This is a genomic window from Rhizobium sp. AN80A (genome assembly GCF_030053015.1).
Taxonomy (GTDB): domain Bacteria; phylum Pseudomonadota; class Alphaproteobacteria; order Rhizobiales; family Rhizobiaceae; genus Rhizobium; species Rhizobium metallidurans.
The window spans coordinates 796,900-814,067 of the sequence record NZ_JASJPX010000002.1 but is presented as its reverse complement, the minus strand read 5'-3'; the positions used below and the strand labels follow the sequence as shown (position 1 = coordinate 814,067).

At 59.1% G+C, this 17,168-nt stretch carries 23 protein-coding genes and 1 pseudogene; 12 read left to right on the top strand and 12 right to left on the bottom strand.

Features of this window, described 5'->3' with window-relative positions; genetic code table 11:
- The first annotated feature begins 57 nt into the window (after positions 1–57).
- The 6 genes from P3R82_RS10365 to arsH are packed head-to-tail and all read left to right on the top strand — an operon-like array spanning position 58 to position 3,575.
- The gene (locus P3R82_RS10365; RefSeq protein ID WP_111565187.1) at positions 58–420 is read left to right on the top strand and encodes a helix-turn-helix transcriptional regulator; all 363 of its coding nucleotides are present in this window, start codon (positions 58–60) and stop codon (positions 418–420) included.
- A complete protein-coding gene (locus P3R82_RS10360; protein WP_283193790.1) occupies positions 408–863 on the top strand; it encodes a GNAT family N-acetyltransferase in 456 nt (151 codons plus the stop codon). The genes P3R82_RS10365 and P3R82_RS10360 overlap by 13 nt, the downstream gene beginning before the upstream one ends.
- Positions 860–1,387 (top strand): arsenate reductase ArsC, encoded by a 528-nt coding sequence (locus P3R82_RS10355; RefSeq protein WP_283193789.1) that lies wholly within the window; start codon positions 860–862, stop codon positions 1,385–1,387. The genes P3R82_RS10360 and P3R82_RS10355 overlap by 4 nt, the downstream gene beginning before the upstream one ends.
- A gap of 1 nt (position 1,388) precedes the next feature.
- Entirely contained in the window at positions 1,389–2,447 is a 1,059-nt protein-coding gene (arsB, locus tag P3R82_RS10350) for an ACR3 family arsenite efflux transporter (RefSeq protein WP_283193788.1), read from the top strand.
- The gene (gene arsC / locus P3R82_RS10345; RefSeq protein WP_283193787.1) at positions 2,444–2,872 is read left to right on the top strand and encodes an arsenate reductase (glutaredoxin); all 429 of its coding nucleotides are present in this window, start codon (positions 2,444–2,446) and stop codon (positions 2,870–2,872) included. The genes arsB and arsC overlap by 4 nt, the downstream gene beginning before the upstream one ends.
- Positions 2,865–3,575: an arsenical resistance protein ArsH gene (arsH, locus tag P3R82_RS10340; protein ID WP_283193786.1), complete on the top strand. Its 711-nt coding sequence runs from the start codon at positions 2,865–2,867 to the stop codon at positions 3,573–3,575. The genes arsC and arsH overlap by 8 nt, the downstream gene beginning before the upstream one ends.
- 2 nt (positions 3,576–3,577) lie before the next feature.
- On the opposite strand, the gene arsK is transcribed toward arsH, so the two are convergent.
- Together arsK and P3R82_RS10330 are read right to left on the bottom strand one after the other, a co-directional pair.
- Entirely contained in the window at positions 3,578–4,789 is a 1,212-nt protein-coding gene (gene arsK, locus P3R82_RS10335) for an arsenite efflux MFS transporter ArsK (RefSeq protein WP_283193785.1), read from the bottom strand.
- Positions 4,782–5,144, bottom strand: coding sequence for a metalloregulator ArsR/SmtB family transcription factor (locus P3R82_RS10330; RefSeq protein ID WP_111565181.1), 363 nt, complete (start codon positions 5,142–5,144; stop codon positions 4,782–4,784). Before P3R82_RS10330 ends, arsK begins: the two co-directional genes overlap by 8 nt.
- A gap of 537 nt (positions 5,145–5,681) precedes the next feature.
- Between P3R82_RS10330 and P3R82_RS10325 the strand changes: the two genes are divergently transcribed.
- Complete coding sequence (locus P3R82_RS10325; protein WP_283193784.1) at positions 5,682–5,885, top strand: hypothetical protein; 204 nt, start codon at positions 5,682–5,684, stop codon at positions 5,883–5,885.
- 659 nt (positions 5,886–6,544) lie between these two features.
- Here the strand turns inward: P3R82_RS10325 and P3R82_RS10320 are convergent.
- Positions 6,545–6,985, bottom strand: coding sequence for a helix-turn-helix domain-containing protein (locus tag P3R82_RS10320; RefSeq protein WP_283193783.1), 441 nt, complete (start codon positions 6,983–6,985; stop codon positions 6,545–6,547).
- 104 nt (positions 6,986–7,089) lie between these two features.
- On the opposite strand from P3R82_RS10320, the gene P3R82_RS10315 reads away from it, so the two are divergent.
- On the top strand, positions 7,090–8,349 hold the full coding sequence (locus P3R82_RS10315) for an MFS transporter (RefSeq protein ID WP_283193782.1): 1,260 nt from the start codon (positions 7,090–7,092) through the stop codon (positions 8,347–8,349).
- 131 nt (positions 8,350–8,480) lie between these two features.
- Here the strand turns inward: P3R82_RS10315 and P3R82_RS10310 are convergent, their stop codons facing one another.
- The 3 genes from P3R82_RS10310 to P3R82_RS10300 all read right to left on the bottom strand — a co-directional run bounded on the left by P3R82_RS10310 (position 8,481) and on the right by P3R82_RS10300 (position 9,569).
- Positions 8,481–8,699 carry a hypothetical protein gene (locus P3R82_RS10310; protein ID WP_112436819.1) on the bottom strand — a complete coding sequence of 73 codons (219 nt, stop codon included), beginning with the start codon at positions 8,697–8,699 and terminating at the stop codon, positions 8,481–8,483.
- Positions 8,700–8,940: 241 nt separating this feature from the next.
- Complete coding sequence (locus tag P3R82_RS10305) at positions 8,941–9,243, bottom strand: hypothetical protein (RefSeq protein ID WP_283193781.1); 303 nt, start codon at positions 9,241–9,243, stop codon at positions 8,941–8,943.
- Positions 9,240–9,569: a hypothetical protein gene (locus tag P3R82_RS10300; RefSeq protein ID WP_283193780.1), complete on the bottom strand. Its 330-nt coding sequence runs from the start codon at positions 9,567–9,569 to the stop codon at positions 9,240–9,242. Before P3R82_RS10300 ends, P3R82_RS10305 begins: the two co-directional genes overlap by 4 nt.
- A 245-nt stretch (positions 9,570–9,814) precedes the next feature.
- Here P3R82_RS10300 and P3R82_RS10295 point away from each other — a divergent pair, with 245 nt between their 5' ends.
- Both P3R82_RS10295 and P3R82_RS10290 read left to right on the top strand, forming a co-directional pair.
- A complete protein-coding gene (locus tag P3R82_RS10295) occupies positions 9,815–10,285 on the top strand; it encodes an Hsp20 family protein (protein ID WP_283193779.1) in 471 nt (156 codons plus the stop codon).
- 576 nt (positions 10,286–10,861) lie between these two features.
- Positions 10,862–11,122 carry a DUF1778 domain-containing protein gene (locus P3R82_RS10290; RefSeq protein ID WP_283193778.1) on the top strand — a complete coding sequence of 87 codons (261 nt, stop codon included), beginning with the start codon at positions 10,862–10,864 and terminating at the stop codon, positions 11,120–11,122.
- Between the two features lie 40 nt (positions 11,123–11,162).
- Here P3R82_RS10290 and P3R82_RS10285 read toward each other — a convergent pair whose 3' ends face one another.
- Both P3R82_RS10285 and P3R82_RS10280 read right to left on the bottom strand, forming a co-directional pair.
- Positions 11,163–11,531: a hypothetical protein gene (locus P3R82_RS10285; protein ID WP_283193777.1), complete on the bottom strand. Its 369-nt coding sequence runs from the start codon at positions 11,529–11,531 to the stop codon at positions 11,163–11,165.
- A gap of 174 nt (positions 11,532–11,705) precedes the next feature.
- A complete protein-coding gene (locus P3R82_RS10280) occupies positions 11,706–11,972 on the bottom strand; it encodes a helix-turn-helix transcriptional regulator (RefSeq protein ID WP_283193776.1) in 267 nt (88 codons plus the stop codon).
- A gap of 99 nt (positions 11,973–12,071) precedes the next feature.
- Between P3R82_RS10280 and P3R82_RS10275 the strand changes: the two genes are divergently transcribed.
- Complete coding sequence (locus tag P3R82_RS10275) at positions 12,072–12,959, top strand: LysR family transcriptional regulator (protein WP_283193775.1); 888 nt, start codon at positions 12,072–12,074, stop codon at positions 12,957–12,959.
- A 552-nt stretch (positions 12,960–13,511) separates the two neighbouring features.
- Here the strand turns inward: P3R82_RS10275 and P3R82_RS10270 are convergent.
- From P3R82_RS10270 to P3R82_RS10260, 3 genes and pseudogenes are all read right to left on the bottom strand, one after another.
- Positions 13,512–13,730: a hypothetical protein gene (locus P3R82_RS10270; protein WP_283193774.1), complete on the bottom strand. Its 219-nt coding sequence runs from the start codon at positions 13,728–13,730 to the stop codon at positions 13,512–13,514.
- Between the two features lie 275 nt (positions 13,731–14,005).
- Entirely contained in the window at positions 14,006–14,200 is a 195-nt protein-coding gene (locus P3R82_RS10265) for a hypothetical protein (protein ID WP_283193773.1), read from the bottom strand.
- Between the two features lie 282 nt (positions 14,201–14,482).
- Positions 14,483–14,760 (bottom strand): annotated as a pseudogene (locus tag P3R82_RS10260) (transposase); the annotation flags it as partial.
- On the opposite strand from P3R82_RS10260, the gene P3R82_RS10255 reads away from it, so the two are divergent.
- On the top strand, positions 14,750–14,938 hold the full coding sequence (locus P3R82_RS10255) for a LysR substrate-binding domain-containing protein (RefSeq protein WP_283193772.1): 189 nt from the start codon (positions 14,750–14,752) through the stop codon (positions 14,936–14,938). The pseudogene P3R82_RS10260 and the gene P3R82_RS10255 overlap by 11 nt on opposite strands.
- A 186-nt stretch (positions 14,939–15,124) precedes the next feature.
- Here P3R82_RS10255 and glmS read toward each other — a convergent pair whose 3' ends face one another.
- The gene (gene glmS, locus P3R82_RS10250) at positions 15,125–16,951 is read right to left on the bottom strand and encodes a glutamine--fructose-6-phosphate transaminase (isomerizing) (protein WP_283193771.1); all 1,827 of its coding nucleotides are present in this window, start codon (positions 16,949–16,951) and stop codon (positions 15,125–15,127) included.
- Positions 16,952–17,168 lie beyond the last annotated feature (217 nt).

Genomic DNA, 17,168 nt, shown 5'->3' with positions numbered 1-17,168 from the left:
CGGTCATCGAATGTATGCGATGCTTGACCAACGCTATATATCCATTATTCTGGATATATGGAATCAAAGAATGCTATCGCGGCGCTAGCTGCCCTCGCGCAGACGACAAGGCTCGAAACCTTCCGCCTGCTTGTCAAATCCGAGCCGGATGGCATTCCGGCTGGTGAACTCGCACGCATAATGGACGTGCCGCAAAATACGATGTCGGCGCATCTCGCTACCATGTCACGAGCCGGAATCGTGAAGAGCGAGAGACAGAGCCGCTCCATAATCTATCGGGCGGATCTCGAGGGCTTTCGCGCCCTAACCCTTTTCCTACTCAAGGACTGCTGCGGTGGAAGCGCGGAGCTTTGCGCGCCACTGATCGCCGATCTGACGCCGTGCCGCGCGCCGGGAGGACCGGGGACATGCGTGAACTGACGCTTCGGCTTGTCCCCGCGGAGATCGACCTCGGGATGGCGCTCGTTGCCGCTGGACTTCCAGTTGACGACCTCGCCGATCCGGGACGGAAATACTTCGAATGCCGGGATCGTGACGGCGTGCTAATCGGCTACTCGGGGCTGGAGGAATGTGGACCGGATTTCCTTCTCCGCTCCATGGTGATCCTCCCGGAATTCAGATCGCGAGGATACGGGCGCGAGTTGGCCATGGCGACGATTGCCCGGACGCCATCGGCAGCCGAGATCTATCTGGCGACCACAACAGCGTCGGCGTTCTTCGCGGCGCTGGGCTTCGAAGCCGTGCCCCCCGGCAGCGTGCCGGAACCAATACTTTCCACCCGTCAGCTCTCGGGCATCTGCCCAGCATCGGCGACGATCATGAGACTGAACAGGCCGCCGACCGAACACGGAACGCGACCATGACCGACAAGACCTATAACGTGCTCTTCCTGTGCACGGGCAATTCCGCACGCTCCATTCTCGCCGAGTCCATCCTCAACAAGGAAGGTGCCGGACGCTTCAGGGCCTTCTCCGCGGGCAGCCAGCCCAAGGGCGAAGTGAACCCGCATGCGCTGAAGGAACTTGAAACACGCGGCTATCCGTCAACGGGCTTGTCCTCGAAAAGCTGGGATGTCTTCGCTAAACCCGGAGCACCTGAGATGGATTTCATCTTCACCGTCCGTGACAGCGCCGCTGGCGAAGCCTGCCCGGTATGGATCGGTTACCCGATGACCGCGCACCGGGGCGTCGAAGACCCGGCCGCCGTTACGGTAAGCGAAATCGCAATCCAGCGCGCCTTCGCGCGGGCCGCTCGCTTTCTCAGGAACCGCATAACCGCCTTCATCAATCCGCCGCTGGCCTCCATCGACCGCCTGGCGCTGGAACAGCATGTCCGCCAGATCGGCTCGCTCGAAGGTGCTTCCGTCAAACCCGCAAAGGCCGACTGATATGTCCACCTTCGAACGCTACCTGACCATCTGGGTCTTCCTCTGCATCGTGGTCGGCATCGCGCTTGGACATGTGATGCCAAGCGTCTTCCACGTCATCGGCACCGCCGAGGTCGCCAAGGTGAACATTCCGGTCGCCGTGCTGATCTGGCTGATGGTCATCCCGATGCTGCTGAAGATCGACTTCGGCTCGCTGGCGAAGGTCGGAAGCTACTGGCGTGGCATCGGCGTGACGCTCTTCGTGAATTGGGCGGTGAAGCCGTTCTCGATGGCGCTACTCGGCTGGCTGTTCGTGGGCTGGCTGTTCCGCCCTCTATTGCCTGTAGAGCAGATCGAATCCTATATCGCGGGCCTGATCATCCTGGCGGCCGCCCCGTGCACCGCGATGGTCTTTGTCTGGAGCAACCTGACCCGTGGCGAGCCACACTTCACGCTATCACAGGTCGCGCTCAACGACGCCATCATGATCGTCGCCTTCGCTCCCATCGTCGGCCTGCTCCTCGGCCTGTCGGCGATCACCGTCCCTTGGGACACGCTGACGATCTCGGTGATCCTCTACATCCTTATCCCGGTCGCCATCTCGCGGATCGTCCGAAAGCGCCTGACCGCCGACGGGACGACCCGCTCCCTCGACGGGTTGTTGGCGAAGCTCCAGCCGCTTTCCCTGCTGGCGCTGCTTGCCACCCTGATCCTGCTCTTCGGCTTCCAAGGCGAGCAGATAATCGCGCAGCCCGTCGTCATTGGTCTTCTCGCTGTGCCGATCCTGATCCAGGTCTACTTCAATTCGGGCCTGGCCTATCTCTTGAACCGAATGTCGGGCGAAAAGCATTGCGTCGCCGGACCGTCCGCCCTAATCGGAGCCAGCAATTTCTTCGAACTCGCCGTTGCCGCCGCGATTAGCCTGTTCGGCTTCCAGTCCGGCGCGGCGCTCGCCACCGTCGTCGGCGTCCTCATCGAGGTTCCGGTGATGCTGTCGGTGGTCTGGATCGTGAACCGAACCAAGGGCTGGTACGAGGCCGCGCCCGCCGTCTCCCGAAATACGGTCACCGAAAGGACATGATCATGGATGTCACGATCTACCACAATCCCGCCTGCGGGACGTCGCGGAACACGCTCGAATTGATCCGAAATGCTGGCATTGAGCCGGACGTAATAGAATACCTCAAGACGCCGCCATCCCGATCAGAACTCGCGAGGATGATCGCCGACGCTGGCCTGACGGTACGCGAGGCGATCCGGGAAAAGGGAACACCCTACGAGGAACTCGGCCTCGACAATCCGGACCTAACCGACGATCAGTTGCTTGACGCCATGCTCAGGGATCCGATCCTGATCAACCGTCCGTTCGTCGTCACGCCACTCGGCACCCGCTTGAGCCGTCCGTCCGAGGCCGTCCTTGATATCTTGCCGGACACTCACAAGGGAGCGTTCGTCAAGGAAGACGGCGAGAAGGTCCTCGACGAGAAAGGAAAACCCATTGTCTGAAGCATTCCCAGCGCTTGAAGAGCGACATCTACGCCAACCCGATCTCGATGCCCTTCGTCCGCCCTTCTCGACCCACAAGCCACGTATCCTGATCCTCTATGGATCGATCCGGGAGGTCCCCTACAGTCGGCTGCTCGCCAACGAGTCCCGCCGCCTGCTAGAACATCTCGGATGCGAGGTCCGGGTCTTCGATCCCAAGGGGCTGCCCTTGCCCGACGACGCGCCCGCCAGCCATCCCAAGGTTCAGGAACTCCGGGAGCTGTCCGAATGGTCCGAGGGTCAGGTATGGGTCAGCCCGGAGCGCCACGGGGCGATGACTGGCGTGATGAAGTCCCAGATCGACTGGATTCCGCTTGCTGTCGGCTCCGTGCGGCCGACACAGGGGAAGACGCTCGCGGTGATGCAGGTGTCGGGCGGCTCGCAATCATTTAACGCCGTCGGCCAGCTCCGCATCCTCGGACGGTGGATGCGGATGATCACGATCCCCAACCAGTCCTCGGTTGCCAAGGCCTATCAGGAATTCGACGCTGACGGTCGGATGAAGCCATCGTCCTACTACGACCGGGTTGTCGACGTCTGCGAGGAACTGGTGAAGTTCACGCTGCTGACCCGCGACGCCTCGTCCTATCTCACCGACCGCTATAGCGAACGGAAGGAAGACTCGGCCAAGCTAGAACAGCGCGTGCGGTTGAAGTCGATCTGAATTTAGCCAGAGGCGAGGAGGCTCCGTTTCGTCGCCATGGCCACGACGACAAAGGCGGCCATGCCAACGGTTCCAAGGCCCGCGGTGGCGAATAGGGAGACGCCGATCCCGAACTGCTCCATCTCCATCGCGAAGACAAAAGGTGCTGCGGCTCCCAGTGCGAGCCGGGCCGCCGCCATCTTGCCCGTGATCGCGCCATAGCCATCGCTGCCGAACAGATGGAGCGGTAGGCTGCCTTGCGCGATGGAATTGATCCCCGATCCCAGGCCAAGGCATATGGCAAACGCCACGGCGCCGGGCAGCCAGGTTCCGCTCAGGCCCAGGATGACGATACCGATCACCATGAGCGCAGCGGAGATGACGGCGAGCACGGGCGGCGACAGGCGCGTGCCGAAGATCATGTTGATCAGGCGGCTCAGAACCTGGGCCGGACCGAATACGGATCCGATCACGACCGCGGCAGTGCCGAGACCGAGATTGCCGAGCATGGGAACCATGTGCGCCAAAATGGATGTCAGCGTGAAGCCCAGGAGCGCGAAAGCGGTGGACACGACGATCATCGCGCCGCGCCGTCCTTCCGGTGGGATCGCTCCGATTACCCGCGCGCGTTCACGAGTTGCTCGGTTGGCGTTTGCCGCCTTTCCCTTCCGCATTATCCAGAAATGCAGTGGCATGCACACGAGCAGATTGAGCGCCGCGAATGCCAGATAGATCTCCCGCCACGACAAGTAGCCCATCAACGCGGCTGAGATCGGCCAAAAGATCGTGGAGGCGAAGCCGCCAACGAGCGTCAGATAGGTGATGCTTCGGGAAGCCGTCCTCGGATCGCTTTCCACGAGCGCCGCGAAAGCCGCTTGATACTGGACCATCCCCGAGGATATCTCCAGCAGGACGATGGCGAGCGCGAACACGGCGACGGATGGCGACCATGAACAGAGTGCCAGCGTCAGGGCGCAGAGCAGCGAGCCGACGGTCAGAACGGTCGCCGCACCGATCCTGTCCATTTGCCTCCCAATGACCGGAGCCGAAAGCCCGCCCACCAGAAGCGAAGCGGAAAAGACACCGAACACCTGCTCCAGCGAGATGCCCAAATCCTTGGCCATGGCGGGCGCAAGAATGGAGAACGAATAGTAGAGCGTCCCGTAGCCGATGATCTGTGTGAGGCCGAGCGCGGATATCGTCGCGAGAGAAATCGCGTTCCTGGCTTCAGGCATCCCGGTCCGCTTCCGACGTTTCAGCGCCGCGGCAAGCCTGCTCGGCTTCGGAAACTCCGGGGACGCGAGGATGACCAGCGCAGCAATCATGCATGAGAAAGGTCACCAATCCCGACAGCGCATCGTAGTTGGCGTTGTAGACGATCGAGCGGGATACCCGCCTCCTAGCAATCAATCCGGAGCGCTCAAGCTCCTTGAGATGGAAGGAAATGTTCGACGGGGAGACGCCCATCTTCCGCGCGATCGTGCCTGCCGCCATGCCCTCGGGGCCGGCAACAACTAGGGTGCGAACGACCCTTAGACGGGTCTCCTGCGATAATGCCGCGAACAACGTGAGGACTTGACGTTCATCCATAATTCAACATTCATTGAAGCTTTGAATTGATTATCCGAGACGACATCGATGTCAATAGTGTTTTGACGGCTCACGACATGCCGAGAACAGTTCTAACGCTTTATCGCCGTTTCCGGCCCGTGCTGCGCATCGAGCCAGGAGGCGTGGACCGAGCGACCGCTTTGGGCCTCGGTTTTCGCCAGTATCGGCCGACTACAGCCATGGCCCAGAAGCGCCATCGCGGTCATTCGCGAGGAAAGCTTCTGCATTCCTTGAAACTGCGTGGCGGTAACACCCCCCGTGAGCGTCGGCATCTCCCAACCGGGGAAGACCTATTGAGATCGCGAGCACTCGTTGAAGTTCAGCGGGACTTGTCCGGTGCGGTTCAATTGCTGCTTGAACCGACACCGAGCCACCTAGAACTCATCATGTCGAATGGCTCATTAAAGATTAGGCGATTAGCATGATAGAGCGTAAGGTTCGCTGTCGGCCTATTCTTCCGGGCAGAGCCGATTGGGAGATTCCATGTGCTCTTGCCTAAAGGTAGGAGTACCTATGATGAGTGCCAGTTCGAGCAACTATGTCGCGCCAACGATTTTTGGTCTTCAAGCCGTCACGACATACGCGAAAATCTCCAATCCTCCACCAGCGCAAAGCAGGCTGCATAAGTTTGCAATTAGCGGTGTGCCCGCCGGTGAACGCGTCCACACCAAGGTTTACTCGATGAGTGATTTGCGGCGTGGGTCGGAAAAGCACGCTTGATCAGTACCCGAAAATACGCGTGGGAGAAATTCATGACTACCCCACCACCGTTCGAAAGTATGTCTGTCGAGGAGAGGACGGCCATCCTCGGGGCACTTGCTCATAGGCTACGGATTCCGCACGTGTCGCTGAGCGTGATTGCGATCCAGTTTGCCAGTTGCTGCTGGCACTCAGTGTTCGACTAGCAGGATGCTGTGAAGAGGTGGCGGCAGACCCACTTCGTGGCGAGGACGTTGTTGAAAAAACCCTCAGGTTGCTCAGTGAATTCGCGCTACGTCGTCCCGAAGGCACCATTCATGAATTCGCGATCACGTCGCTACACTGATCTTGGGGCCGATCGATCAATGCGACGGCAAAAGGCGATTGGTCCAACAACGCCAAACGCCGTTTGCCGCCGAATTCTCATCCCCGAGGTCTAGTTTTCGCTGCATGGGAGCATGAATATGACGGAAGTTCCAAAGACTGGATTGCCTGGTGCGCCAGGGAAACCAGGTAAGCCTGGTAAGCCTGGTAAGGGTCAAAATCCTGGGAAGGGCGGGTCAGGTGGTGCCGGTGGAAAGCCGGGCGCACCCGGAAAGGGAAACGGGAAGACTTAAATCAAGGAACCGTTCTCTCAATTGGAACGGCCGTCGCGGATGATGGTGTCGCATCAAGAGCCATCAGCCTATCACCTGAGTATCGCTCCAGTGAAGGGAGCGACCATCGGCGGATCGAACCTCAAGCCGAGCGACTGGCGCATGTCCTTGTCTGTCCACCAGCGATGAACGAGGCTCGCCTTCGGCGAACAGGTGATCTTCACCCCATTGGCGCAGCGCAACGATAACCGGGAACAGACCGCGCCCTTTCTCCGTGAGGATGTATTCGCGGTACGCGGTACCATCCGAGGCGGGCACGGTCTCGAAAATTCCTCGCTTCGTAAGGTCGCGCAATCGGGTCGACAATACCCCCTTGCTTATGCCCAGCCCGTTCTGGAACTCGCCAAAACGACGCTTGCCATCGAATGCGTCGCGAATGATCAGAAGCGACCACCAGTCGCCTATCGCATCAAGAGAGCGCGCAACAGGGCAACCGGCATTCCATAGGCTAACCCGTTTCACCATTGGTACGGACCTCGATTTCGAATCTGGTTCTATCTTAGAACTAGATTTGATGTGAGCCAAGTGGTTTCAACATCGGGCCGAGTTGAGATCACGAGGAGCCGCCGATGAGCGAAAATACCGCGAATGCCGCGAATAGGGGCGTGGCACGAGGGCTGTCGAGAGCGCAAACGCTGTTGGTCGCGGCTGCAGCAGGCATGAGCGTGGCCAATATCTATTACGCCCAACCCCTGCTTGATCTGATGTCGAACGACCTCGGCATTTCGCCTTCCAGTATCGGTCTTGTCGTCACGCTGACGCAGGTCGGATACGGGTTGGGATTGATCTTTGTCGTGCCGATCGGCGATCTCATCGATCGCCGAAAGCTCATCATCGTCCAGGGATTGCTGTCGGCTATCGCTCTTGTCGTCGTCGCGACGGCTGGAGCGAGAACGACACTGCTCGCCGGTATGGGGGCGGTCGGATTGTCGGCGGTTCTCGTCCAGACACTCGTTGCACATGCCGCGGCGTTGGCGACGCCAACTCAGCGCGGCGGCGTGGTCGGCACGGTCACCAGTGGTGTCGTCACAGGCATCCTCGCCGCGCGATCCGTTGCCGGCACGATTGCCGACCACGGCGGATGGCGGACGGTCTATCTGACTTCCGCGCTGCTCACGATCGCGATGGTCGGTATCCTGGTCAGGGCGCTGCCACGGCAAGAGGTGGAACGCTATTCGGAAACGTATCTCAGTGCTCTCCTTTCGGTTCCGTATACGTTTGTGAGTGAGCCGGCCCTGCTGTTTCGTGGCGTGCTCGCGCTCCTGATCTTCGCATCCTTCAGCACATTCTGGACCGCGTTGGTGCTTCCGCTCAGCGCTCCGCCGTTTTCCTACTCCCATACCTTGATAGGTCTTTTTGGATTGGTCGGACTGGCGGGGGCGATTGGAGCGACGTGCGCCGGAAGACTTGCCGATAGAGGCCATGGTCGATGGACGACCGGGATTTCCCTGGCACTCCTGCTGGCATCCTGGGGCCCGATCGCTTTCCTGCCCAGCTCAGTCATACTGTTGTTGATGGGCGTCTTCCTGCTCGACCTGGCGGTCCAGGCTGTCCATGTGAGCAATCTCAGCGTCGTCGTGAGCCTGCATCCGCGAAAGAGCGGGCGCCTGATTGGTGGCTACATGGTCTTCTACTCGGTCGGCAGCGCTGTCGGTGCGATCACCGCTACCGCGATCCACGCGCGGTACGGCTGGCCGGGAATTTGCGTCTTGGGAGGAGCTTTCAGTGGTATTGCGCTCCTGGTGTGGATCGCGAGCCGTTTTCAACGCGCGCGGATCGAAAGACCCGCCTGGCCGGATGTCGCCACGACTGATGGCTCGAATGTCTGAAACGAGGGTTCGTTGTCGCGACGACTCATTGGATAAGGCGAGCAATAACACTGTGCGGCGTGCAAATTGTACTTCCGATGCCGTTGCCACGGTCTTGCTCGCAACATGTCCTCGCGGATGAGCGACGCGCGTCAACGGAACTCAGACAGCCATTTGTGCTTCCGTGCCGCCTTTTCCAGCTCTGGGATAGTGATGTTGCCGGCCTGAAAAAGACTGACAAGCACCGCGCCAGCAAGGACGCCGTCCGCCGACGTCGGGTCAACCTGATGCTCGCCGCACCAGCCACCAAGCACCGCTTCGATTACCTTGAGCTCCTCGGAGCCAAATGTCCTATTCAATTGAAATGTCATGATGTTATCCCTTGGTACTGCGCGGATGCGACGCCATAAATGGTCGGGGCCTCGAGAATTTCAAGCTCGCTCCATCATTATCCTCGCGATAACCGCTCGGCTCCTCTCGACCATCTTGGCGGTCTCACGGGACTGATGTTTTTCGACACATGGATCGACCCCGCCCTTCGGTGGCGGATGAGGCAGTCTGGCGTGCTCGGACCCGGATTGGATCTCGGCACGACCTGAACATCCACGGAACTCAGTGAAGCGTCGCCCGCCGTGCCGCTCTGCCCACCGCCGCCTCCACCGTGCCGATCAGCCCGCTGGCCTTCCGGAGCATGATGCCGCCACGCTTGTCCACGACGAAATCGTCGGCCATTTCCTCGATGAGGTCAGCCACATCGGTCAACCTCTTTGCAAGCTCTTGAAGATTGAGATAACTCGCCTGTCTCGCCAGCCGGCGCAGGCACTCGGCGTAGCGCGAGGCAACCATCATCCGCCCGCCAGCTTGGCATGCTTCAACGTCACTGAGACGGGGAAGCTCCTTGCTCCTCGTGGTCATGATCTTCTCCTCGGCCGTGATCGCCCACCGAGGGTTTCGCCTCCAGCGAGGTCTTCACCTTCGTCGAGACTGCGCAGCGCGTTGAGGATGTCCTGGCAGCGAATGGGACAAAGGAAGCCCGGGGGTTTCCTCAAGTGTGGACGCGAGTCGACAGCGAAAAGGTCGGAGGCCCACGACGCCAGGATCGCCCGCTTTTCCTCATGGTCGAGCGCCGTTGCGAGCACGTCGCGTGGGTGGTCGTAGCGCTGCCGCCTTTGAAAAATTCGTCCCGCGGAGATGGCGTCGCGGCCGGACGAGTTCCCGAATTGGTTCCTTTCGATCGTCATTGTCTTGTCTCCTGAAAACCTTCAGCAATGGTGTGAAAATCTTGAGGCACCAGATGAGATTGTTCGTCCATTTCCGGTGTTCAAGATGTACGAGCGGAGCTTGCGAAAAAAATTTGAACACCGCTCTTGAAACCAAAAAAACGCAAAACCAGATCATTTCGCGTCAGTCGCCAAGGAGGGGCCGACAAGTGGCGTGGACGCTGGTTTCCGCGTCTCTTCCAACTCGCTTTACGGAGGATTTGGTCATGAGAAACGAATTCGACTTCGCACCCCTGTTCCGGTCCAGCATCGGCTTCGACCGCGTGTTCAACCTGCTCGCCAACTCCCAGCGGCTGCAGGCCGTCGAGACCTGGCCGCCCTATGACATCGTCAAGACCTCGGAAGACGGCTATCGCATCCAGATGGCGGTCGCGGGGTTTGGTGAAGACGATCTCGATATCACGCAGGAGCGCAACGTGCTCGTCGTGAAGGCGCAGAAGGCCGAGGAACCGAACACGGGTGAATACCTGCATCGCGGCATTGCCGCCCGCGCGTTCGAGCGCCGCTTCGAACTTGCCGACCATGTTCGTGTCGAGAACGCAAGCCTCAAGAATGGACTGCTCAGCATCGAGCTGAAGCGTGAAGTCCCAGAGGCCATGAAGCCGCGCAAGATCGCCATCGGCGGCGAGGCGTCTGTCGCCCCGATCCAGATCGAGGGCGAAAAGCAGGCCGCGTAGGATCATAGGGTAGCGGAGGCGCCGTGCGTCGGCGCCTCCGCTTCAAGATTGCCCGCAACCCGGTTACCCGGGTCCGTCGAGGTGGGTCGCCGAGGTCTTGACCAGACCGATGATCGGTTCTCCGACACCCGCGTGCGCGGTCCCCGAAGACATGGTTCAATGTGGCGGCTTACGACGCTCCTATCAGCTCTTCGATGGCTCCGAGTCCCGGTGGCGTGGGCGGGAGGGCTATTTCCGTCGATCTCATTGCGCGGACGCGGTTCAGACCTTTCCATTGCCTCTGAAATTGCCGTATGCCCAGACGCTTGTGAAGTGCGGAATGAGGAATGTCGAGGATCTTGCCCGGACTTCGGATGCGAGCGCCTACCTCTATATCCAACGCGGCCGCAGTTTCTCATAACCCGAAGGTCGCAGGTCGAGACTCGATCCAACCCTCTTTACTTGCGACCGCGCTGCCAATGCGGCTGTGAACGGGTTTGGTACGGTCGCATTGGCGCTTCGCGCTACAAGCCACTATTCCTCGCGAAGGCGATAAGCCATGGCCGTAACCGTCGACGCAAGGAATATCCGATCTCGATGCGCCTGCCTGAAGCGGACGTCGTGGTGATCGATCTTGCGGCAAGCCTGCGCGGACGCTCGCGAACGGATTTCGTGCGGGAGGCCGCTGTGCGCGCTGCGGAAGAAGTCCTTATGGATCATGGGCTCATCCGTATGAGCCCGGAAGGCTTCGCTGATTTCATGGGTATCTTGTCCCCACCGGCGGCTCCTGTTCCCGAGATGGTTGAACTGGCCAGGCGGCCCACCCCCTGGGAAGCCGGTTACGAGCCGAAGCAGTAAGCCGTGGCATTATCGGCTAAAGAACGCGTTTGACAATGGATCACGAAGACGACGTTCTCACTTGAAAATATTCTGAATACCGAAAGTTCTCTGAGGCTTCCAACCACGCGTGTGATTTATGCCATACTGAAGGTTCCGGCCGCCGAAAACCATTCAGCTTCGTCTGGAGCGCAGCCGGCAGCGGATGGTCTATCGGGACTTCGCGGATGACGCCGCACGAGATCTTGCCAACGGGATCAATCAGCGTATCGGTCTCACGATGCGTCTGGAGGCTTGGAAGGAGGTTATCGAAGGGCTTGATGTCGGCGACAGGAACCTGCTGCTGCACGAGCCCGTGCAGAATATTGCTGCCACGTCGCTTATCAGTCCAAACACTCTCAAAGCCAGGTTTTATTTTGCGGTCGCGCATCTGTCCCACCAAGCCAACTGCATAGGCAAGTTTTCGGAGAGAACCGGCCTAATTGCGCTGGAGCCCAAAGGCGACGGTCTTCAATTCTGCCGGTGCTAAAACGAGCCGCGTGGTCTTTCAATTCCAAGCCAACCTTTTCGCGTCCAGCGCTTGAAATTAAATGGATCTAAAAGTTCATCGTTTTACGGCCTTGCGACCGGGCTTCAAAGGTTTCGGCCGTGCATCACCGGGGTCAGGCTCCGCGAGAAGGAGTGCGACATCGATGTCGAGAGCGCCAGCGATTCGATCCAGTAGGTCCACTGAAGCATTATGCTTTCCTCGTTCGATGTCACTTATCACTGTTCGATCAACGTCGGCGTCAACGGCCAAGTTCTCCTGTGTCACCCCCAGTCTCGACCGGTGGTGTCTAAGGTTCCATGCGATGCGGGCGCGTGTGTCCATAGGGGATCGGCACCATCTTGCATTGCATTAATCCATCGGATATAACCGACATAAAACAAATTCTTATGTTTTACCTCTCTGCTGCGATCGGCGACCCTCATGGAACTGCGTCAACTATCTCTTTTCCGGGCCGTCGCTGAAGAGCTCCATTTCGGTCGGGCTGCGATCAAGATGAACATCGCCCAGCCAGCGCTCAGCAACCATGTCATGGCGTTGGAGAGGGAGCTCGGCTGTCCATTGTTCATCCGGTCGACACGTCGGGTCGAACTAACGAGGGCAGGGGAGACCTTCTACGATCGTGCTGTTCGCATCCTCAGCGAGATGGAGCTGACGACCGAGTTGACGCGGGCCGCCGGTGGCAGTCGCATCCGCCAGATCAAGATCGGCACCGTCTATCCAGCCACGATGGGCATGTTGCCCCTGTTTCTTGGCAAGATCGCCCGCAAGTTTCCCGACGTCCGCATCCATATCGCTTCAGGCAACACAGGGGACATTATACGCGGACTGGAGACCGGACAATTGAACCTCGGCTTCATCAGGCCGGTCGAGAATATTGGATCGCTGCGCTTCTTTTCCGTTGCCCATGAACGCTATCTGCTGGCGGTGGCGGAGAGCAATCCTCTGGCTTCGCTCAACGAGATCTCGATCGAGGACCTTCGCGATCAGAAGATCATTGCCTTCAACCGGCAGAACCTCTCCTTCACCGAACGGTACTTCAATGAGAAGTTTGAGGAATACGACCTGACGAAGAATGTCGCCTATAGCTGTGACGACACCTATTCGCTGGTCTCTCTCGTCTCCGCCGGTCTTGGGATCGGTTTCGCACCGGAGTGGACGACCGATATCCCGAACCGCAGCTTCGTGCTCAAGAAGGTGAGGGGGATCGACTTCAAGATCGGGCTTGGCATTGCCTGGTCGAAGGAAGATCCGACAGCGTCGCGTGATGATATCGTCGAGATCGCGAAGTCGATGGTGCGCCGAGACTAATCAGTCGCGGCGGGCGTTGCTCCCGCCTGTCACCGCCATTTTGAGGCCAGCATCACCGCGTCCTGCCCCGGCTTTGGTCCTGCCAGGCTCGCGCCGGCCGCAACGGCCTTGCCGTCCTGCTCTTCGGTGACGTTGCGAATTGGATATTCGCTGGGTCCGGTGGTGACGAGTGAAACCGAAGGGCCGCACCTGATGGCGAGAGCAAGATCGGCCCGATCTAGGCGGCGTAAGACCGATCCCACCGCGCATCGGAGGGGTGAATTGCATGCAAGTGAAGCCGCGCGGGAATACGAGCGCGGCCGCCCGCGAGCATCGCGCGTCGTACGCTACCGAGCGCTCGATTAATTTCGCGTCTCGTCTTCCTAAGAAGTCTTCGCTGCAACGCGGATTGCCAAATTACACCCGTTCGATTGCGACTTCGATCGAGGAGATAGTCTGGGCCAGTCGCAGAGTTTTCGAAAATTTTCATGCATCGCCTCAAATGACCGCCAGTAAGTAAAGCAGCGCATAAATCGCAATACCCACTGCTAAAAGTAGTTTGGGTCTGAGCATTTAGAGGACCCGCCACATGATGGTTTCCGCATCATTGTTCGATGTCATGACTTGGTATTTGTCGTCGAGGTAAGCACGAACTGCTGTCTTTTGCTCGTCGCTGAGAGGGTGGTTCCCTTGGATGGCGACCTCAATTTGAGACATGCCCACCGCGCCGCAAATCTTTCCCGCGCCAATGAGGCTCGAAAGCGTTGCCACGGCCTGTGCTCTCTTGCTCATGAGATTCTTCTCCGTTTGGAAGTACCTTCTCTTGCATGATATCCGGCACATTTCAATCTGCAGCAATTGTCTGATCTGGCCCTTTAGGAAAAGATTTCGCATCAGATGCGTATGTCATCGGGGTAGGGACTGGCCTTCAAGATGGGTCTTCCCTTGCCGTGGACGGTGGCTCCCGGTCAACCGGTCAGGCATTCCGACAGCCCATGTGCAGTGGAATAGGCGCAGATGAGAACGTCTGGCCGCCGGGGCGAAGGCGGTCTGTCCTTTGTCATTTCCTAGGAGACGACGTTTGCGAACTCCCAGCGTGAGATCGCTTCAATATCTCTCAAAGCTGCGACGATCGAATACACATCATCTTGATAACGGCGATCATTCTCTAGACTTGCTTGAGCAAGGCCAGGGGCATGAACGATATCGCCGGCGGTAAAGTCATCGGTGGCCGGGCATTCCCTATGGTGCTTCTGCATCATCACCTTTGCCGTCCGCAGCAAGCGGTTCCGTCACACGACGGCGCGGGCGGGTAGACTTTCATAGGACAAACTCCTCATGGGTGTTGAAACCGGCTGCCGGGCCCGAGGGCCTTCCAAATGCCTAGAATGCAAGGGGTGCATTCCAACGAGATGGCACATTTGACATTGAAAGCTTACCAACGCGTGGATCAAGAACATTTGCGTTATGTCTCGGTTCCTGCACGCTCTCGGACAGCCCAGGAATGGCTACCTTTAACCCTTCACGTTCTCTAGGGCGTAGGCTCATAGCGACCTGATCCAGATGCGGGTGGCGAGTAGTTTTACGGCTGCCAGGAAGTTTTGAGGGTCCTTGTCATATCGAGTGGCAATCCCTCTGAACTGCTTGAGCTTGTTGAAGAATTGCTCGACGAGGTTTCGCTGCCTATAGACCCATGAGCTGAATGGAAAGCTCTCCTTGCGGTTTCGCTTTGCTGGCATATGGCCCACGCCCGTTTTGTTTTTGCCAAGGTTCGAAGGGCGTTTGTATCATAAGCCCTGTCTGCCAAAAGTATGGCACCCTTTTACACCGAACGATATTTCAATGAGAAGTTCGAGGAATACGATCTGACGAAGAACGTCGCCTACAGCTGTGACGACACCTATTCGCTGGTATCTCTTGTCTCCGCCGGTCTTGGCATCGGCTTCGCGCCGGAGTGGACGACCGATATCCCAACCGCAGCTTTGTGCTCAAGAAGGTGAGGGGGTCGACTTCAGGATCGGGCTTGGCATTGCCTGGTCGAAGGGGGATCCGACGGCGTCGCGCGATGATATCGTCGAGATCGCGAAATCGATGGTGCGGCGGGGATAACCAGTCGCGCCCAGCGTTGCTCCCGCCTGTCACCGCCATTTCGAGGCCAGCACCGCACAAGCCTCGGTCGGACGGCCTCACTCGACCGTGACCGACTTGGCGAGGTTGCGCGGCTGATCCACATCTGTGCCCATGAAGACCGCCGTGTGATAGGCCAGAAGCTGGATCGGCAGCGAAAAGATCATCGGCGCGATGATTTCGTCGACATTGGGAAGAACGATCGTCGCCATGGTCGGCAGCTTGGAGTGAGCGGCACCCGCTTCATCGGTGATGAAGATGATGCGGCCGCTGCGGGCTGCCACTTCCTGCATGTTGGACACGGTCTTTTCGAAGAAGCGGTCGTAGGGCGCGATGACGATGACGGGCATGTTCTCGTCGATCAGCGCGATCGGGCCGTGCTTCAATTCGCCGGCCGCATAGCCTTCTGCGTGGATGTAGGAGATTTCCTTGAGCTTCAGCGCGCCTTCCATGGCGAGCGGATAGCTGGTGCCGCGGCCGAGGTAGAGTACGTCCTTGCACTTCGACAGCTCGCGCGACAGGGTTTCCATCTGCGGCTGGATGGCATTGAGCACGCGGCTCATGATGCGCGGCATCTCGGCGAGATGGCGCACCAATTCCTTTTCCTGATCCGGGCCGATCGTGCCCCTCGCCTTTCCGGCACCGAGCGCGAGCGATGCCAGAACGGCGAGCTGGCAGGTGAAGGCCTTGGTGGAGGCGACGCCGATTTCGGGACCGGCCATGATCGGGAAGATCGCATCCGCTTCACGGGCGATCGTCGATTCCTTGACGTTGACGACGGCGCCGATCTTCAGGCCGTTGTCCTTGCAGTAGCGCAGCGACGCCAACGTATCGGCGGTTTCGCCCGACTGCGAGATGAAGAGTGCCGCCTGCGTCGGCGACAGCGGCATTTCGCGGTAGCGGAACTCGGAGGCAACGTCGATCTCGACAGGCAGGCGCGCATAGCGCTCGAACCAGTATTTGCCGACGAGACCGGCGAGATAGGCGGTGCCGCAGGCGGAGATGGCGAGACCGGTCACCGACTTGAAATCGATCGCGGCAGCATTAGCGCTGATCGTGTTGCTGGCGAAATCCACATACTGGCTGAGCGCGTGGGAGATGACCTCCGGCTGCTCGTAGATTTCCTTTTCCATGAAGTGGCGGTGGTTGCCCTTGTCGACGACATAGGCGGTCGTCTGCGAGATCTGGCGCGGACGCGAGACTTCGTTGCCGTCGAAGTCGAGAATGGTCGCGCCGTCCTTGGTCAGAACCGCCCAGTCGCCGTCGACGAGATAGGTGATCTCGCTGGTAAAGGGCGACAGCGCGATCGCGTCGGAGCCCAGGAACATTTCGCCCTTACCGTAGCCGACGGCGAGCGGCGGACCGGAGCGCGCCGCCATTATCGTGTCGGGGTCCTTTTGCAGCATGACGGCCAGCGCGTAGGCGCCGGTGACACGGTTCAGCATCTTCATCATCGCCGCGCGCGGCTCAAGGCCTTCACCGAGATACTTCGCAACCAGGTGCGCCACGACTTCGGTGTCTGTCTGCGTTTCGAAGACGGCGCCTTCGGCGGTCAGTTCGTCGCGCAGTTCGGAGAAGTTCTCGATGATGCCGTTGTGAACGACGGCGACGCCCTTGACGAAATGCGGGTGGGCATTGGTTTCGTTCGGAACGCCGTGCGTTGCCCAGCGGGTGTGGGCGATGCCCGTCGTGCCGGGCAGCGGCTCGGCGTCGAGGCGCTTTTCGAGATTGAAGAGTTTGCCTTCGGCGCGACGGCGGTCCATGGCGCCATCGTGGATGGTGGCGACGCCGGCAGAATCATAACCGCGATATTCAAGCCGCTTCAGCGCATCGACCAGACGCACCGCTACCGGGCTGTTACCAACGATACCAACAATACCACACATAAAGAAATCCCCAGAGCCAGCAATCAATTGCAGGCAGTCGTAACAATTTTCACTTTTTACTCAATCGGCCCGGCGGTCACTTTCGGTGACCGCGCGTTACGACTGGATCCTTGCAACAATCTGCCAATTTTATTATCGAAAACGATAAACCCGTTCTCCCCTGTCCCCTTTCGTTTCGGGAGTGTCTTCACGGATGGATCTTCGCATTGCAATAAAA

Coding starts and splice junctions, on each gene's coding strand:
- P3R82_RS10310 (WP_112436819.1), bottom strand. CDS start 8,699: ATGACATTTCAATTGAATAGGACATTTGGCTCCGAGGAGCTCAAGGTA.
- P3R82_RS10330 (WP_111565181.1), bottom strand. CDS start 5,144: ATGGATGAACGTCAAGTCCTCACGTTGTTCGCGGCATTATCGCAGGAG.
- arsB (WP_283193788.1), top strand. CDS start 1,389: ATGTCCACCTTCGAACGCTACCTGACCATCTGGGTCTTCCTCTGCATC.
- P3R82_RS10255 (WP_283193772.1), top strand. CDS start 14,750: ATGGCACCCTTTTACACCGAACGATATTTCAATGAGAAGTTCGAGGAA.
- P3R82_RS10355 (WP_283193789.1), top strand. CDS start 860: ATGACCGACAAGACCTATAACGTGCTCTTCCTGTGCACGGGCAATTCC.
- P3R82_RS10365 (WP_111565187.1), top strand. CDS start 58: ATGGAATCAAAGAATGCTATCGCGGCGCTAGCTGCCCTCGCGCAGACG.
- P3R82_RS10275 (WP_283193775.1), top strand. CDS start 12,072: ATGGAACTGCGTCAACTATCTCTTTTCCGGGCCGTCGCTGAAGAGCTC.
- P3R82_RS10285 (WP_283193777.1), bottom strand. CDS start 11,531: ATGCGCGACCGCAAAATAAAACCTGGCTTTGAGAGTGTTTGGACTGAT.
- P3R82_RS10360 (WP_283193790.1), top strand. CDS start 408: ATGCGTGAACTGACGCTTCGGCTTGTCCCCGCGGAGATCGACCTCGGG.
- P3R82_RS10320 (WP_283193783.1), bottom strand. CDS start 6,985: ATGGTGAAACGGGTTAGCCTATGGAATGCCGGTTGCCCTGTTGCGCGC.
- P3R82_RS10315 (WP_283193782.1), top strand. CDS start 7,090: ATGAGCGAAAATACCGCGAATGCCGCGAATAGGGGCGTGGCACGAGGG.
- P3R82_RS10270 (WP_283193774.1), bottom strand. CDS start 13,730: ATGAGCAAGAGAGCACAGGCCGTGGCAACGCTTTCGAGCCTCATTGGC.
- arsC (WP_283193787.1), top strand. CDS start 2,444: ATGATCATGGATGTCACGATCTACCACAATCCCGCCTGCGGGACGTCG.
- P3R82_RS10290 (WP_283193778.1), top strand. CDS start 10,862: ATGCGCCTGCCTGAAGCGGACGTCGTGGTGATCGATCTTGCGGCAAGC.
- P3R82_RS10295 (WP_283193779.1), top strand. CDS start 9,815: ATGAGAAACGAATTCGACTTCGCACCCCTGTTCCGGTCCAGCATCGGC.
- P3R82_RS10305 (WP_283193781.1), bottom strand. CDS start 9,243: ATGACCACGAGGAGCAAGGAGCTTCCCCGTCTCAGTGACGTTGAAGCA.
- glmS (WP_283193771.1), bottom strand. CDS start 16,951: ATGTGTGGTATTGTTGGTATCGTTGGTAACAGCCCGGTAGCGGTGCGT.
- arsK (WP_283193785.1), bottom strand. CDS start 4,789: ATGCCTGAAGCCAGGAACGCGATTTCTCTCGCGACGATATCCGCGCTC.
- P3R82_RS10300 (WP_283193780.1), bottom strand. CDS start 9,569: ATGACGATCGAAAGGAACCAATTCGGGAACTCGTCCGGCCGCGACGCC.
- P3R82_RS10280 (WP_283193776.1), bottom strand. CDS start 11,972: ATGGACACACGCGCCCGCATCGCATGGAACCTTAGACACCACCGGTCG.
- P3R82_RS10265 (WP_283193773.1), bottom strand. CDS start 14,200: ATGATGCAGAAGCACCATAGGGAATGCCCGGCCACCGATGACTTTACC.
- P3R82_RS10325 (WP_283193784.1), top strand. CDS start 5,682: ATGAGTGCCAGTTCGAGCAACTATGTCGCGCCAACGATTTTTGGTCTT.